Origin of the sequence: Cryptosporangium aurantiacum, assembly GCF_900143005.1 — a bacterium.
Classification (GTDB): Bacteria; Actinomycetota; Actinomycetes; order Mycobacteriales; family Cryptosporangiaceae; genus Cryptosporangium; species Cryptosporangium aurantiacum.
In genome coordinates this window covers 192,384-207,983 of sequence record NZ_FRCS01000003.1, presented here as the reverse complement: position 1 = coordinate 207,983, position 15,600 = coordinate 192,384, and the positions used below count along the sequence as shown (strand labels likewise).

12 protein-coding genes are annotated in these 15,600 nt (G+C 71.7%); 9 read left to right on the top strand and 3 right to left on the bottom strand.

The genetic code is table 11. The features are described 5' to 3' along the window. Positions 1-82 precede the first annotated feature (82 nt). Both uidA and BUB75_RS11805 read left to right on the top strand, forming a co-directional pair. Positions 83-1,900 carry a beta-glucuronidase gene (uidA, locus tag BUB75_RS11810; protein WP_073255810.1) on the top strand — a complete coding sequence of 606 codons (1,818 nt, stop codon included), beginning with the start codon at positions 83-85 and terminating at the stop codon, positions 1,898-1,900. Further along, positions 1,897-4,542, top strand: a complete 2,646-nt coding sequence (locus BUB75_RS11805; protein ID WP_073257114.1) for a family 78 glycoside hydrolase catalytic domain — start codon at positions 1,897-1,899, stop codon at positions 4,540-4,542. The genes uidA and BUB75_RS11805 overlap by 4 nt, the downstream gene beginning before the upstream one ends. 41 nt (positions 4,543-4,583) lie before the next feature. Here the strand turns inward: BUB75_RS11805 and BUB75_RS11800 are convergent, their stop codons facing one another. Continuing rightward, the gene (locus tag BUB75_RS11800; RefSeq protein ID WP_073255807.1) at positions 4,584-5,849 is read right to left on the bottom strand and encodes a mannitol dehydrogenase family protein; all 1,266 of its coding nucleotides are present in this window, start codon (positions 5,847-5,849) and stop codon (positions 4,584-4,586) included. Next, positions 5,846-7,273 (bottom strand): glucuronate isomerase, encoded by a 1,428-nt coding sequence (gene uxaC / locus BUB75_RS11795; RefSeq protein ID WP_073255804.1) that lies wholly within the window; start codon positions 7,271-7,273, stop codon positions 5,846-5,848. The genes BUB75_RS11800 and uxaC overlap by 4 nt, the downstream gene beginning before the upstream one ends. 101 nt (positions 7,274-7,374) lie before the next feature. Between uxaC and BUB75_RS11790 the strand changes: the two genes are divergently transcribed. Further along, positions 7,375-8,616 carry a lactate racemase domain-containing protein gene (locus BUB75_RS11790; RefSeq protein WP_073255801.1) on the top strand — a complete coding sequence of 414 codons (1,242 nt, stop codon included), beginning with the start codon at positions 7,375-7,377 and terminating at the stop codon, positions 8,614-8,616. Here BUB75_RS11790 and BUB75_RS11785 read toward each other — a convergent pair. Then, positions 8,517-9,602, bottom strand: a complete 1,086-nt coding sequence (locus BUB75_RS11785; protein ID WP_073257111.1) for a LacI family DNA-binding transcriptional regulator — start codon at positions 9,600-9,602, stop codon at positions 8,517-8,519. The genes BUB75_RS11790 and BUB75_RS11785 overlap by 100 nt on opposite strands. 122 nt (positions 9,603-9,724) lie before the next feature. Between BUB75_RS11785 and larE the strand changes: the two genes are divergently transcribed. The 6 genes from larE (at position 9,725) to BUB75_RS11755 (ending at position 15,422) form a co-directional block, all read left to right on the top strand. Next, the gene (gene larE / locus BUB75_RS11780; RefSeq protein WP_073255798.1) at positions 9,725-10,561 is read left to right on the top strand and encodes an ATP-dependent sacrificial sulfur transferase LarE; all 837 of its coding nucleotides are present in this window, start codon (positions 9,725-9,727) and stop codon (positions 10,559-10,561) included. Continuing rightward, complete coding sequence (gene larB, locus BUB75_RS11775) at positions 10,554-11,225, top strand: nickel pincer cofactor biosynthesis protein LarB (RefSeq protein ID WP_218617442.1); 672 nt, start codon at positions 10,554-10,556, stop codon at positions 11,223-11,225. Before larE ends, larB begins: the two co-directional genes overlap by 8 nt. Then, positions 11,222-12,448, top strand: coding sequence for a nickel pincer cofactor biosynthesis protein LarC (gene larC / locus BUB75_RS11770; RefSeq protein ID WP_073255792.1), 1,227 nt, complete (start codon positions 11,222-11,224; stop codon positions 12,446-12,448). The genes larB and larC overlap by 4 nt, the downstream gene beginning before the upstream one ends. 55 nt (positions 12,449-12,503) lie before the next feature. Continuing rightward, on the top strand, positions 12,504-13,739 hold the full coding sequence (locus BUB75_RS11765) for a glycoside hydrolase family 1 protein (RefSeq protein WP_073255789.1): 1,236 nt from the start codon (positions 12,504-12,506) through the stop codon (positions 13,737-13,739). 220 nt (positions 13,740-13,959) lie between these two features. After that, on the top strand, positions 13,960-14,733 hold the full coding sequence (locus tag BUB75_RS11760; RefSeq protein ID WP_073255787.1) for a ZIP family metal transporter: 774 nt from the start codon (positions 13,960-13,962) through the stop codon (positions 14,731-14,733). Between the two features lie 269 nt (positions 14,734-15,002). Further along, a complete protein-coding gene (locus tag BUB75_RS11755) occupies positions 15,003-15,422 on the top strand; it encodes a hypothetical protein (RefSeq protein WP_073255784.1) in 420 nt (139 codons plus the stop codon). Positions 15,423-15,600 lie beyond the last annotated feature (178 nt).

Sequence of the window (15,600 nt, the reverse complement as noted above, 5' to 3'; positions counted from 1 at the left end):
CATTACAAGCAAACTTGCGGATGAGCACGTTTTTGAGGCAACGAATGGCAACCGATTGTCTCGACCCGCCCCGACCGGGCTAATGGCGGGAACACGCACGACATTCGAGGAGGACGTCGAGGTGCTTCGGCCCCAGGACAACGGCAGCCGGGAGCGGAAGTCGCTCAACGGCCTGTGGAGCTTCGCGCTCGACCCGGACGGCGTCGGCCGTACCGACCGCTGGTTCGCCGGTCCGCTGCCCGGAGGGCGGCAGATGGCCGTGCCGGCCAGCTACAACGACATCTCCACCGACCCGGCCGTCCGCGACCACGTCGGCGTCGCCTGGTACCAGCTGACGACGTTCGCGCCGCGCGGCTGGGACGGACAACGGATCGTGCTGAACGTCGAAGCGGCCACTCACCGCGCGACGATCTGGGTCGACGACGTCGAGGTGGCGTCCCACGAGGGCGGCTACACCCCGTTCGAGGCCGACCTGACCGACCACGTCACCGCAGGGCAGCAGAGCCGGATCACGATCGCGGTCGACAACACGCTGACCTACCAGTCGATCCCGCCGGGCTTCGTGGAGGACACCCCGCAGGGCAAGCGGCAGAAGTACTGGCACGACTTCTTCAACTACGCCGGCCTGCACCGCACCGTGTGGCTGCACACGACCGGCCGGGAGCACCTCACCGACGTGACCGTGGTGACCGGTCTCGACGGTGCCACCGGCAGCGTCGACTACGCCGTGGAATCCACCGGCGGTGCCCGTGTCGCGGTGACCCTGCTCGACGCCGACGGCCGCGCGGTGGCGCGCGGCGACGGAGCGCGCGGCACGCTCGTCGTCCCGGACGTCCATCGGTGGGCGCCCGGCGACGGATACCTCTACGACCTGGACGTCCAGCTGCTCGACCGGCGAGGCGAGCTGCTCGACCGGTACCACCAGAGCGTCGGCATCCGCACGGTCGCCGTCGACGGGAACCGGTTCCTGATCAACGGGGAGCCGTTCTACTTCACCGGTTTCGGCATGCACGAGGACCACGCGGTGCTCGGCAAGGGCCACAACGACGCGCTCATGCTGCACGACTTCGAGCTGCTGGAGTGGATCGGAGCGAACTCGTTCCGCACCTCGCACTACCCGTACTCGCAGGACGTCCTGGACTACGCCGACCGGCGGGGGATCGTCGTCATCGACGAGACCGCCGCGGTCGGTCTCAACATGAACGTCACCGGAGGCATGTTCGGCGTCCAGGGACGCCCCACCTACAGCGCGGAGACCGTCAACGACGAGACGCGGGAGGTGCACGCGCAGGCCATCCGCGAGCTGATCGCCCGGGACAAGAACCACCCCAGCGTGGTGCTCTGGTCGATCGCCAACGAGCCGGAGTCGGAGAGCGAGGGCGGCGAGGACTACTTCCGTCCGCTGTTCGCGCTGACCCGTGAGCTCGATCCGACCCGGCCGGTCGGGTTCGTCAATATGATGATGGCGTACTACCCGACGTGCCGGGTCTCCCAGTTCGCCGACGTGCTGATGCTCAACCGGTACTACGGCTGGTACGTCGCGACCGGCGACCTCGCGGCCGCCGAGGCCATGTGGGAGCAGGAGCTGCGTGGCTGGGCGACGGAGAACAAGCCGATCATCATCACCGAGTACGGCGCCGACACCTACCCGGGCCTGCGCTCGCTGACCGCCGAGCCGTGGTCGGAGGAGTACCAGACCGCGTACCTGGAGATGAACCACCGGGTCTTCGACCGGATCGACGCGGTCGTCGGCGAGCAGGTGTGGAACTTCGCCGACTTCACGACGACGTCGGGCATCGTCCGCGTGGGCGGCAACAAGAAGGGCGTCTTCACCCGGGACCGGCAACCGAAAGCCGCCGCGTACGCCCTGCGCGAGCGATGGACGGGAAAGCGGCCATGACCGCACCGTACGACCTGCGGATCGACTCCGGCGGGGACGAGTTCCCGGTCAGCGGCGCGAACCCGCGGCTGAGCTGGAAGCTCCCGGCCGGCTGGGTCGCCCAGGAGGCGTACGAGCTCGAGACGTCCGACGGTGCGAGGATCGCTGCCACGACGAGCCGTCACCTCTACGTCGAGTGGCCGTGGGCACCGCTGGAGAGCGGGCAGGCCGTGCGGTGGCGGGTGCGCGTCACCGGCCTGGGTGGCACCTCTGCGTGGTCGGAGTGGGCCGCGTTCGAGGTCGGGCTGCTGGACGCCGACTGGTCGTCGCGGTGGATCTCCCCGGCGGAGGACCCGCAGGCCGGGCCGCGTCCCGCCTCCACGCTCGCGACCACCTTCCGGGCACGGGGGCCGGTGTCGCACGCCCGCCTGTATGCCACGGCGCTCGGTGTGTACGAAGCGTTCGTCAACGGAATCCGGGCGGGGACGGCGGAGCTGTCGCCGGGGTCGACGTCGTACGCGAGCACGCTGTACGCGCAAGCTGCGGACGTGACCGGAGCCGTGAATGCCGGGGAGAACCGGCTGGAGGTCGTGCTCTCCGACGGATGGTTCCGCGGGCTGACCGGCGCGTTCCGGGAGCCCGCGACCTGGGGTGTCCGAACCGCCGCGCGCGTCGAGCTGCACCTGCGGTACACCGACGGTGGCACCGAGGTGGTGCGCAGCGGGCCGGGCTGGACGTCGTCCACCGGCACGATCGTGCGCGCGGACCTGATGGACGGGCAGACGACCGATTTCACCGCGGTGCCGTCGTCGGCGGTTCCCGTCCTGGTGGACGCGGTGACCGCGCCGCCGATCGACTGGTCACCGGCGCCGCCGGTGCGACGCATCGCGCAGCGCCCCGCCGAGACGGTGCGCCGGCTGGACAACGGTGCGTACGTCGTCGACTTCGGCCAGAACGCCTCCGGCTGGATCACCCTGAGCGATCTCGGTCCGGCGGGGACCCGGACGGTGATCGATCACGGCGAGCACGTGGACGCGAGCGGTGACCTGACGACCGCGCACCTGGACGCACAGCGCGGGCCGGACGAGCCCCCGACCGCGTTCGTCCAGCGCGACGACGTGGTCTCCGACGGCGCGCCCGACCGGGTGTTCGAGCCGCGCCACACCGTGCACGGATTCCGCTACGCCCGGGTCACCCGCGACGTCCCGCTCCGGGCGGCCGACGTCACGATGCAGATCGTCCACACCGACCTGCGCCGAACCGCGACGTTCACGTGCAGCGACGACGACCTCAACCGCTTGCACGAGGCTGCCGAGTGGAGCTTCCGCGGCAACGCCGTCGACGTTCCGACCGACTGCCCCACCCGGGAGCGGTCCGCGTGGACCGGGGACTACCAGGTCTTCGTCCCGACGGCCGCGCGCCTCTACGACGTCGCCGGGTTCAGCCGCAAGTGGCTGCGGTCGGTCCGCGACGACCAGTTCGACGACGGCCGGATCTGCAACATCTCGCCGGACGCCAAGCAGCTGAAGGTGAACCACGAGCCGCTCTCGGACCTGCTGACCGGATCGGCCGGCTGGGGCGACGCGATCGTCCACGTTCCCTGGGTGATCTACGAGACCTACGGCGACCGGCAGGTCCTCGCCGAGAACTGGGACGCGATGGTGCGGTGGGTGGAGTTCGCTCTGAACTCCGCCCGCACTGCCCGCCACTCCTCGCGAGTGCAGCGCTCGGCCGAGCCGCAGGAGCACGAGGCGTTTCTGTGGGACGGGGGATTCCACTGGGGGGAGTGGCTCGAACCGCGGACCCGGGCTGCCGACGGCACGCTGGCCGCCCCGGTGTGGGAAGACCCCGCAGGCTGGTTCGGCGCCGACAAGGGTGAGGTCGCCACGGCCTACCTCTACCGCTCGACCCGGACGCTGGCCGCCGTCGCGGCTCTGCTCGACCGTCCGGAGGATTCGGCCCGGTACGGGGCGGTCGCCGAGCGGGTACGGGACGCCTGGCGCCGGGAGTTCCTCGACGCCGACGGCCGCACCACCGGCGACACGCAGGCCGGCTACGTCCGGGCACTGGCGTTCGGGCTCGTTCCGGATCAGCTGCGTGACCGGGTGGCCCAGCACCTCGTCGACCTCGTGCGCGCGGCCGGCATGCACCTGGGCACCGGCTTCCTCTCCACCGCCGATCTGCTGCCGGTGCTCGCCGACACCGGGCACGCCGACGTGGCCTACGCCGTCTTGCGGCAGCGCACGTCACCCTCGTGGCTCGGCATGCTCGACCGTGGCGCGACCACGATCTGGGAGGACTGGGACGGCGTCGACGAGCACGGAACCGCGACCGCCTCGCTCAACCACTACAGCAAGGGCGCGGTCGTCTCGTTCCTGCACACCCACACGCTCGGGTTGCGGCAGGCGCCCGGCTCGGTGGCGTGGGAGTCGTTCGTCGTCGCGCCGGTGCCGGACGCTGCGCTGCGCTGGGCGCGCGGGACGTTCGACTCGCCGCAGGGCCGAATCAGTGTCGCGTGGCAGCTCGACGGCGAGGATTTTGTCCTCGACGTCGAGGTGCCCGCCGGCTCGACCGCGACGGTCGTGTTCCCCGACGGTCACACGGTCCGAACCGGTCCCGGCCGCTTCGCAGAACGGCGTCCCGCGCTGCTCCGGCAGTCCTGACCGCACAGTGCCAGTCCTGGCTGTACAGGGCGCGAGCCGCGTCAGTGCCCGCGGAGCGCGTCCTCCAGTGCGGCGACGAGGTCCTCGTCCGCGGCGAGCGCAGGGTCGAACAAGGCCAGGACGTCCCGGGGCGAGGTGGCCGCCGCGAACGGCGCCGCGCCAGCGTCGCGTACCGGCGCGCCGGCGCCGTGGAGGTGGCGGATCCAGGCCGCGAGGATGCGGATCGCGCCGGTGGGCATCCGGTGCGCCGCCCGGGCGGCGCGCACGACCGGCAGCACCCGCACCGGGATCTTCTGCGAGCCGTCGGTGGCGATCTGGGCCAGCCGGTGCTGGATCCGCGGGTTGGCCCAGCGGTCCAGCAAGGCGCCCCGGTACGCGGTGATCTCGGTGGGCGGCAGCGGCAGGTAACGCGCCGCCTCGTCCCACCACTGATCGAGCCACCGTCGGCAGGCCGGGTCGGTGACGGCGTCGGCGACCGTCTCGTGGCCGACGGCGCTGCCCGCGTAGGCGAGCAGCGAGTGCCCGCCGTTGAGCAGCCAGAGTTTGCGCTGCTCGTGCGGCTCGACGTCGGCGACGAACCGGGCACCCGACTCTTCCCAGAGCGGGCGCCCGGCCGGGAAGTCGCCGCTGAGCACCCACTCGGTGTACGGCTCGGTGAAGACCGGGGCGGCGTCCGCGACTCCGGTCAGTTCCGCGGCGGCGTTGACGTCGTCCGGGGTCGTCGCCGGGGTGATGCGATCGACCATCGTCGTCACGAACGAGACGTGGTCGGTGATCCAGCGCGCGAGCGTGGGATCGACCGACTCCGCGAGCTCGGTGACGACCCGCCGGACCACCTCGCCGTTCGCGGGCAGGTTGTCGCAGGGCACGACCGCGAGCGGTCCGCCCCCGGCGGTCCGCCGGGCGGCGAGCCCGGAGACGAGACGTTCAGCCACGGTGGCGTTGGGCAGGTACCCGGCCTCGGTGACCGTGAGCGTGACGACCGCGAGCTCGCGGGAACGCCAGGCGCGCACCCAGGCGTCCGTGTCGGCGCCCGGGTGGGCGGCGACCACCGAGGCGACGACGGACGCGGTGTCTCCCTCGGGCCACCGTTTGACCAGCGTGTAGAGCCCGTCCTGGGCCGTGAGCGACTCGGCGAGCCCGGTTGACCGGCCGGTGAACGCGGTGATTCCCCAGGAGTGGGCGTCCGGCGCGGTGGCGGTGTACCAGGCCTGATGCGCACGGAAGAAGCTGCCGAGGCCGAGGTGGAGGATCCGGGCCGGTGGCGGTGGGGCGGTGCGGCGCAGGCGGGCGGGCGTCGTAGTCACAGCTTGAAGACCTTTCGCGGCTGGTCGACGACGAGCGCCGTGAGGGTGTCGAGACCTTCGTCCTCGTCGAGCCGGTGGGCGGCGACGAGCCGGGCCAGGTGGGCGGCGTCGAGACGGCGGGCCATGTCGTGGCGCGCCGGGATCGAGCAGAACGCGCGGGTGTCGTCGATGAAGCCGGACAGCCGGGAGAAACCGGCGATCTCGGTGACCGACTCCTGGAACGACCGGATCGCGCTGGGGTTGTCGAGAAACCACCACGGCACACCCGCGTAGACCGCCGGGTAGAACCCGGCCAGCGGCGCGATCTCCCTGCTGTACACGGTCGCATCCACCGTGAACAGCACCAGGTGCAGGTTCGGGTGGGTGCCGAACCGGTCCAGTAGGGGCTGCAGCGCCCGGGTGAACTCGATCGTGGTCGGGATGTCGTGGCCGCTGTCGGGCCCGAACGCCGCGAGCGTGCCGGGGTGGTGGTTACGGTGGATGCCGGGGTGCAGCGTCATGACCAGCCCGTCGTCGCACGACATCCGGGCCATCTCGAACAGCATGTGCCTGCGGAACGCCGTCGCGCCGTTTGGCTGCAGCGCGCCGGCGAGCGCGTCGGTGTAGAGGCGTTCGGCCTCGGCGACGTCCAGCGGTTCGGCGATCGCGTCGGCGTGGCTGTGGTCGGCGGAGACGGCCCGGTGGTCGAGGAAGTGCTGGCGCCGCAGTTCCAGCGCCGCGAGGTAGCCCTTGTACGAACCGACGTCGGTGTCCGCGACCGCGCCGAGCCGGGCGACGGCGTCGGCCCAGCCGGGCTTGGCGGGTTCCAGGTAGCGGTCCGGGCGGAAGGTCGGGACGACCCGGGTACCGAGACCGGCCAGCGCCGCATGGTGCTCCAACGAGTCGGCGGGGTCGTCGGTGGTCGCGAGGAACTCGATGCGGAACCGGTCCAGCAGCGCGCGGGGCCGGTGGCTGGGCTGCGCCAGCTGGTCGCCGATCTGGTCGTAGAGCGCATCCGCCGTCGCGGCGCTCGGCTGTTCGTCCACGCCGAAGACGTCGGAGAGCTCGCTCTCCAGCCAGTAACGGACCGGCGTGCCACGGAACAGGTGCCAGTTCGCGCACAGCAGCCGCCAGGCGCGGCGGGCCTGCTCGTCGGGGAGTGGAGCGTGCCCCACGCCGAGCTCCGCCAGGTCGATCCCGGCGGCGTGCAGGACGCGGGTCACGTAGTGGTCGGGCTGCACGAACAGCGCGGTGGCGTGCGGAAACGGCGAGTCCTCGGCCAGCATCCGCGGGTCGACGTGGCCGTGCGGCGACACGATCGGCGCGTCCCGCACCGCCTCGTACAGACGACGCGCGAGTGCGCGGACGCCCGCGTCGGAGGGGAACAACCGATCGGGGTGCACCGTCAGCGGCGCTGCTCCGGCCGGCGGATTCGGATTCGCCATGGCCGGGAGCGTCAACCGGTGCCGGGCGGGCCGACAAGCGGTTGCCAGTCGTTGCTTGCCGACCTTGCCGAATGCGCGGTGCGGCGCGCATGGTGCCTTTCATGGCCCTCTCCCAGGACGTGGTCGGCGGCGTCATCGGCGGCGCGGACCGCACGCTCGATCCCGACACGATCCGCCGGTTCGTGCACGCCCGCCTCGCTGAGACGGACCTGGACGGCCGCAGCGTCTGCGTCGTCGTACCGGACGCCACCCGCAGCTGCCCGTTGCCGCTGCTGCTCTCCGCCGTGCACGAAGCGCTCGACGGGCGGGCGACGAACGTGACCGTGCTGATCGCGCTCGGCACCCACGCGCCGATGACCGACGAGCAGCTAGCGGCGCACCTGGGTGGGTCCTACACCGTGCGCAATCACGAATGGTGGGATCCGGCGCGGCTGGTGCCCCTGGGCCGGATCGGCGCCGACCGCGTCGCTGCACTCTCCGAGGGCCGCCTGCGGGAGCCGGTCGACGTCGTCGTCAACCGGGCCGTCGTCGAACACGACGTCTGTCTGGTCGTCGGCCCGGTGTTTCCGCACGAGGTGGTCGGGTTCTCCGGCGGCAACAAGTACTTCTTCCCCGGCGTGGCCGGGCACGAGATCATCGACTTCTCGCACTGGCTGGGCGCGCTGATCACCAGCGCCGAGATCATCGGCACGCGCGGAATCACGCCGGTGCGAGCGTTGATCGACGAGGCGGCCGCGATGATTCCCGGCCGCCGCCTGGCGCTCTGTCTCGTCGTGGAGTCCGGGAGCGGCGCGCTGCACGCGGCGTCGTTCGGGCCGCCCGAGACGGCCTGGGCCGCGGCGGCCGAGGTCTCCGCGCAGGCCCACGTGAAGTACCTGGACGCACCCGTCCGGCGGGTGCTGTCGGTCCTGCCGACCAAGTACGACGACATGTGGACCGGCGCCAAGGGCTTCTACAAGGTCGAGCCGATCGTCGCGGACGGGGGACAGGTCGTCGTCTACGCGCCGCACATCACGCAGATCTCGGCGATGCACCCGGAGATCGAACGGATCGGTTACCACTGCCGCGACTACTTCGTAAAGCAGTGGGACCGGTTCACGCACGAACACTGGGGCGTGCTCGCCCACTCGACGCATCTGCGCGGAGCCGGCACCTGGGACCCGGAGCACGGCGAGCGGAACCGGGTGACGGTCACGCTCGCCACCGGCATCCCGGAAGACGTCGTCCGAGCGGCGAACCTCGACTACCTGGACCCGGCCACCCTCGACGTGGACGCCTTCGCCGCCGACCCGGACACCCTCGTGGTGCCCCAGGCCGGCGAGGTCCTGTTCCGGCTACGCTGAGCGGTCGACGCCCGGAGGACCAGGCGAGCGGGCAGGCTCACCGGCTCCTGCGCGCGAGGCTGCGCGCCTCGGACGATCGCGAGCAGGTTCCGAACCGCGGTGAGGCCCATCGCGTGCAGCGGCGCGGCGACCGTGGTCAGCGGCGGAGTCACCAGGTCGGCGGCGAAGATGTTGTCGAAGCCGATGACGCTGAGATCGCGAGGGATGCGGGCTCCTCGCGCGGTCAGCGCCCGGATGAGTCCGATCGCCATCAGGTCGTTGTAGGCGATGACGGCGCTGGTGGGATGACGGACGAACTCGGCGGCCGCTGCGCTTCCGCCCGCGACGGTCGGTGCGAACGGGCCGATGCGCCGGGCGTGCAGGCCCAGCTCGGCGGCGCCCTCGCGCAGTGATCGCCACCGCATGCCGTCGGCCCAGGACGCCTCCGGTCCGGCCAGGTACGTGACCCGCTGATGGCCCAGCTCGGCGAGGTGAGCTGCGGCGTGGTGCATGCCGCGCGGGTTGTCGGTGACGACGCAGGGCACGTCGGCCAGCGCCCGGTTGAGCAGGACGACCGGGCGCTGCTTCGCGATCGTCCGGATCGACGAGTCGGACATCCGGGAAGTCGCGAGCACGATCCCGTCGACGGCGGAGATCGCTCGCTCGAGCGTCTCGCGCTCCCGGGCACCGGACTCCTGCGCGTCGGAGAGCAGCATCGTGTAGCCGGCCTCCGCGGCCGCCGCCTGGGCGCCGCGGATGATCTCGTTGTGAAACGGGTTCGTGACGTCGGAGATGACCAGCGCGATCATCGACGTCTTCCCGGTCGGCAGCGCGCGGGCGATCGGGTTGGCCCGGTAGCCGAGTTCGGCCGCTGCCTCCCGGATCCGGCGTGCGGTCTCCGAGTTGACGCGCCCCGGGCGGGCGAACGCGCGGGAGACGGTCGACGCCGCGACCCCGGCGGCCTTCGCCACGTCGTAGATCGTGGGAGCCCGCTCCGGTGCGGTCATGATGCCTCCTCGTGCGACGCCGTCGGGCAGCAGCGTCCGAACGGGGCCGCTCGACGATAACCAGCGGCGGAACATGTGGCAACCGCTTGCCAAACGGCCCGTAGCGGCGATGAATGGGGCACATGACGGAGCTCCTGACTGCCGCGACGGCGCGCATCGGAAGTCTGCTCACCGGGGTCGACCGGCTCGGGGTCGCGTTCTCCGGCGGCGTCGACTCCTCCGTGCTGACCGCTCTCGCCGCCCGTGCGCTCGGCCGCGACCGGGTGCTAGCGATTCTCGGCGTCTCACCGAGTCTGGCCGACGACGAGCGGACCGGCGCGCACGAGGTGGCACGCTTTCTCGGCGTACCGGTCGTCGAGGTGGCGACGCACGAGGGCGAGCGGGCCGCCTACCGCGCCAACGGCCCGGATCGGTGTTTCCACTGCAAGGACGAACTGTTCAGCCGGATCGGCGACGAGGTCGACGTTGCGCACCGGCTCGACGCGATCGCGTACGGGGAGAACGCCGACGACGCACGCCGCCCGGACCGGCCGGGGAGCAGGGCCGCCACCGCCCACCGGGTACTCCGGCCACTGGTCGCCGCAGGCCTGGACAAAGCGGCGGTCCGCGCGATCGCGCGTGAGCTGCGGCTGCCGTGCGCGGACAAGCCGGCCGCACCCTGCCTGGCCTCCCGCATCCCGCACTTCGCCGAGGTGATCCCCGAGAAGCTCCGCCAGGTCGAGTGCGCCGAGGCCGCGCTGCGCCGGCTGGGCTTCGGTGACCTGCGGGTGCGGCACCACGGGGACGTCGCCCGCATCGAGTTGTCGCCCGACGACCTGATCCGGGCGGTTTCCGAGCCCCTGCGGGGGACGGTCCACGCGGCGATCGTCGCCGCCGGCTTTCGGTTTGCTGCCGTCGACCTCGCCGGCGTGCAGTCCGGAGCGTTCACGCTGCCGCTTGTGCAGGTGGGCTGTGACTGACGTGGGCGACCTCGCCGCGTTCGCGGAGCTCGACCTCGGGCGCACTGCACGGCGCGGTTATCCCGAGGCGATTTACTGCGAGGGCAAGACGCCGTCGCAGGTGGGTGCCATCGCGGCTGCCGTGCGCGGGCGTCCGGACATCGTCACGCTGTTCACGCGGGCCTCGGCCGCGCATGCGGAGGCTGTGCTGGCCGCCTTGCCGGACGCCCGTCACGACGCCGACGGCGCGCTACTGGCCTGGCCACCGACGCCGCCGGTAGCCACCGGCGGCCTGGTGACCGTGGTCGCGGCCGGTACCTCCGACCTGCGGGTGGCCCGGGAAGCGGAACTCACCGCGCGCTACCTCGGGCGGCCGACCGAGCTGGTCGTGGACGTCGGGGTGGCAGGGCTGCACCGGATCCTGGCGCGAGTGGCCGATCTCCGGCGGGCCCGGGCGATCGTCGTCGTGGCCGGCATGGACGGCGCACTGCCGAGCGTCGTTGCGGGCCTGGTCTCGGCACCGGTCGTCGCGGTGCCGACGTCGGTCGGTTATGGCGCGGCGTTCGGCGGTCTGGCGCCGCTGCTGACGATGCTCAACGCGTGCGCACCGGGGGTGGCGGTCGTCAACATCGACAACGGCTACGGCGCGGGCCACCTGGCTGCGCAGATCGCCGCTCCGGCGTGAGCCACCTCTGGATCGACGCGTCCGCAGGCGTGGCGGGGGACATGCTGCTCGGCGCCCTGCTCGACGCCGGCGCCCGGCTGGACGTCGTCCGCGATGCCGTAGACACGGTCGTGCCCGGGGAGGTCATCGTCGACGTCGCGCCGGTCACCCGGGCAGGCCTGCGGGCGCTGAAAGCGCACGTCGACCCCCGGGAACCGGCACCTCCGCACCGGACCTGGACGCAAATCCGGACGCTGCTCTCACCGTTGGACGGGCGGGTCCGGGACCGTGCCGTCGCGGCGTTCGCGCTGCTGGCCGAGGCGGAGGCGGCCGTGCACGGCACGCCGGTCGAGGACGTCCACTTCCACGAGGTCGGGGCACTGGACTCGATCACCGACGTGGTGGGCGTCTGCGCGGCCCTGGACGACCTCGGCGTCGAATCCGTGTCCGCCGGCGAGGTCGCCGTCGGATCGGGGCGCACGCGCACCGCGCACGGCGAGCTGCCGGTGCCGGTTCCGGCCGTCGCGCAGCTCGCGCGGCGCTGGCGCGTGCGGGGTGGGGGAGCGGGCGAACTCGCGACGCCGACCGGAATGGCGCTGGTTCGCTCGCTCGCGGAGCGCTGCGAGGAGGTGCCGTCGATGCGGGTGGACGCGGTCGGGGTGGGTGCCGGGGCGCGGGATACGCCTGGCCGGGCGAATGTCGTCCGTGTCCTGCTGGGCCAGGTCGAGGCGGCGGAACCGGGGGGCGCGGTCCTGCTGGAGGCCAACGTGGACGACCTGGACCCGAGGCTCTGGCCGGGTGTGCTGTCCGCGCTGTTGGAGGCCGGTGCGTCGGATGCGTGGTTGGTGCCGATCGTGATGAAGAAGGGCCGCCCGGCGCACACGCTGTCGGTGCTCTGCGACCCGGTGCGTGCTGACCCGTTGCGGGCGGCGATGTTCCGGCACACCAGCACGCTCGGCGTCCGCGAGTCGCCTCGGCGGAAGACCGCGCTCGCCCGTGCGTTCGTGGACGTGGACGTGTGGGGTGAGCCGGTGGCGGTCAAGGTCGGCTACGCCGACGGTGTGCTCGTCCAGGTGATGCCCGAGTTCGAGGACCTCGCGGCGCTGGCGCGGCGGCAGCGACGACCGGAACGCGACGTACTGGCCGCGGCCGTGCGGGCGGCGGCAGCGGCCGGCCTCGTGGTCGGCGCCGACGCCGCGGTGCTCGGCGGACTCCGGGCAACCACTGGCAACCGATTGCCGTAACGCCGCCCGGTCGCCGCTAATGGCCTGGTCAGCGTCGATCGCGGAGGTTCGGAAAATGTCTCAGTCCCTACCCTCGGATTTCCTCTGGGGCGCGTCCACGGCCGCCCACCAGATCGAGGGCAACAACGTCGCCGGCGACTTCTGGGCTCTGGAGCACGCCGGACTCGGGCTCGTCGCGGAGCCGAGCGGAGACGCGTGCGACAGCTACCACCGGTGGCGCGAGGACATCGACCTGTGCCGCGACCTCGGCTACACGGCCTACCGGTTCAGCATCGAGTGGGCGCGGATCGAGCCGGTACGTGGCCAGGTCTCCCGCGCTGAGCTGGCCCACTACCGGCGAATGATCGAGTACGCGATCTCCCAGGGCGTGCAGCCGGTCGTCACGCTGCACCACTTCGTCCACCCGGTCTGGTTCACCCGCGCCGGCGCGTGGCGGCAGCCGGACGCCGTCGACCAGTTCGCGCGCTACGTCGAGACGGTGGCGCCGATTCTCGACGGTGTCGGCCACGTCGTCACGATGAACGAGCCCAACATGCTGACGCTGATCCTGCGGATGGGGCAGTTCCTCGCCGCGCCGGATCCGGCCGCCGCGATGGCGGCCGCGCGGGCGCAACTCACCCCGTCGGGTTCGTCCGAGCATCTCGTCGCCGGTGCGCTGCCGCCGCCCGAGCCCGAGGTCGCCGCGATCCTCGTCGCCGCCCACGAGCGTGCCCGCGAGATCGTGCGGAAGACGACGTCGGCGAAGGTCGGCTGGTCGCTCGCCATGCAGGCGCTGACGCCCGAGCCCGGGTACGAGGCCGAGTGCGCCCGCGCCCGGGACCTCTGGGAGAACCAGTTCCTCGGCGTCTGCAAGGACGACGACTTCCTCGGCGTCCAGTCCTACACGACCAAGCGGGTGGGGCCGAACGGCCCGGAGGGCCCCGCTCCCGGCGAGCCGACGACGCTGGTCGGCTGGACGATCCGCCCGGACGCGCTGGAGATCGCACTCCGGCAGGCCTGGGACGTGACCGGTGGCACGCCGCTGCTGGTCACCGAGAACGGCATCGCCACCACGGACGACGCCCAGCGGGTGGAGTACCTCGAAGGTGCGGTCGCCGGTCTGCAGCGGGCGGTCGCCGACGGCATCGACGTCCGCGGCTATCTGCACTGGACGCTGCTGGACAACTACGAGTGGAGCCTGGGATACCGCCCGACCTTCGGGCTGATCGCCGTGGACCGCGAGACGTTCGTCCGGACGCCGAAGCCCAGCGCGCGGCGACTCGGTGAGATCGCGGCGGCCAACGGCGTGTGACCTATAGGGGCTGGGTCCCGCCCCCTACGGCTTGAGCCCGAACCAGGGCTTGGAAGGCGGACGCAGTGCCCACGATCGTCGTGATGGGGGTCGCCGGCTGTGGGAAGACCTACAGTCGGTCGGCCGGATCGCTGGGGGTCTGCCGAACCCCAGTGCTTCGAGGCTGTCGCCTGGGGGCCTGCAGCGAGTGTTCGGTGCTACGCGCGGGTAGTGAGCGGTCATGGATGCGCTCATCTTCGGTGTCATCGCCTCGAGTGCGTTGGTTCTCGGCGCGTTGGTCGGTGCCCGGATCCGGCTGCCCAAGGCGGTGCTGGCGGGAATGCTCGCGTTCGCGGCCGGGGCGCTCATCACAGCCCTGGCCTTCGAGTTGTTCGAGGACGCCTACGAGCACGGGGGGATTTGGCGTGCGGCTGTCGGCTTGATCGTCGGTGCGGTGGTTTTCACGATTCTCAGCGCGTGGCTGGATCGGGTAGCGGCCGGCAGACACGAAGAGTCCGAGGGCAGTGAAAAGCTCGATCCCGACGCCGCGGCCACAGACAGGGCACCGTCATCGGCATCGACCTCCGGAGCCGCCGGGCTGGCGCTGCTGGCCGCCGTCACCCTCGACGGTGTTCCGGAGAACGTCGCGCTCGGGGTGTCGCTCGGGGAAGGCACGGGAGGGCTGGCGCTGCTCGCGGCGATCTTCGTCTCGAACTTCCCGGAAGCCCTGGTGGGAAGTGCCTCCATGCGAGAACAGGGACGTTCCCAGCGTTTCGTGTTCGGAACCTGGCTGGCCTGCGCAGCGCTCCTGACCCTAGCTGTGGTGGTCGGCGCCGGCCCGCTCTCCACCGCGTCACCCGAGACGATCTCGTTGCCGCTGGCATTCGCCGCCGGCGCCGTACTCGCCTCGCTGGCCGACACCCTGATGCCCGAGGCCTACGAGAAGGGCGGCCCACTCGTCGCCCTGAGCACCACCGCGGGTTTCGTGCTGTCGTTCGTCTTGGCGACCCTCTGAGCACGGTTGCATGCCTGCTTGCTCCGCGCCCTCTCGCAGGACTCTTCGCCGAAACGCCGCGAGCCGCCGCGCGGGACGCATGCATTCACGAGGGGCCACAGAACTCGCGGCGGCTCACGGCGCGGTCGCCAGGTCGATGTCGCCTAGTGAGGCACGGCGCGTGGGCGTGCTCGCCTCAGGCCGCTCCGAGGGCCGCGGGTCTCTGTACCCTGTGGTCGACTCGAATGTGGACCGTCGGCCAGGGTCGCGTCGATGGGAGCGGGGTTGGAATGACCTGGATAGCGTGGCTTGCGCTCGTGGTGGCTCAGCTCGTCGTGGTCTGGGTGGCGCTGTTCCTTCTGTTCCGGGATTTGCCTAACTCGCTGTTCCTGTCGGAGAAGCTGATCTGCCTTGTGCTGGGTCTGGGTCTACTCGCGGTCGACGGGGCTGTGCTGTTCGGCTTCGCCGGTCCGGGGTGGCCGGTGCCGGCCAGGTACAGCCTCGTGCTGCTGGGGCTCGCCGCCGCGGCGTGGCTCCTCAACGACGCGGTGTACTTGTCGGTGAAGGGGCCGGACGTTCCGCACGCGATGGGGGTGGCGGTGTACCCGGGTTACGACGTCCGCGCCCGCCATCGACGACGGATCGCCGTACGGCTGGGCGGGCTGGTGGTCGCCGCGATGGCCGTGTTCTGGCTCCTGTCTGCCGCGTAGGACTTGAGCGCGGGCAGCGTGTCGTCGGATTGACCTGACGCGTAGGTGAGCGTCGGCGTCGGCGTCGCCCGAGCACGTCGCGGCCGAGACGCCGCGGTGGTCAGAGCCCACGCTCCACGGGCGAGCGTGCCGATGCGACCCCGAGGCTCTCTGAGCGGCGTCACCATTCACCTGTGAG

What these genes read in the sequence shown, in the direction of transcription:
- BUB75_RS11805 (WP_073257114.1), top strand. Translation starts at nt 1,897, where the DNA reads ATGACCGCACCGTACGACCTGCGGATCGACTCCGGCGGGGACGAGTTC.
- BUB75_RS11765 (WP_073255789.1), top strand. Translation starts at nt 12,504, where the DNA reads ATGTCTCAGTCCCTACCCTCGGATTTCCTCTGGGGCGCGTCCACGGCC.
- uidA (WP_073255810.1), top strand. Translation starts at nt 83, where the DNA reads ATGGCGGGAACACGCACGACATTCGAGGAGGACGTCGAGGTGCTTCGG.
- larE (WP_073255798.1), top strand. Translation starts at nt 9,725, where the DNA reads ATGACGGAGCTCCTGACTGCCGCGACGGCGCGCATCGGAAGTCTGCTC.
- BUB75_RS11790 (WP_073255801.1), top strand. Translation starts at nt 7,375, where the DNA reads ATGGCCCTCTCCCAGGACGTGGTCGGCGGCGTCATCGGCGGCGCGGAC.
- BUB75_RS11760 (WP_073255787.1), top strand. Translation starts at nt 13,960, where the DNA reads ATGGATGCGCTCATCTTCGGTGTCATCGCCTCGAGTGCGTTGGTTCTC.
- BUB75_RS11785 (WP_073257111.1), bottom strand. Translation starts at nt 9,602, where the DNA reads ATGACCGCACCGGAGCGGGCTCCCACGATCTACGACGTGGCGAAGGCC.
- BUB75_RS11755 (WP_073255784.1), top strand. Translation starts at nt 15,003, where the DNA reads ATGACCTGGATAGCGTGGCTTGCGCTCGTGGTGGCTCAGCTCGTCGTG.
- uxaC (WP_073255804.1), bottom strand. Translation starts at nt 7,273, where the DNA reads ATGGCGAATCCGAATCCGCCGGCCGGAGCAGCGCCGCTGACGGTGCAC.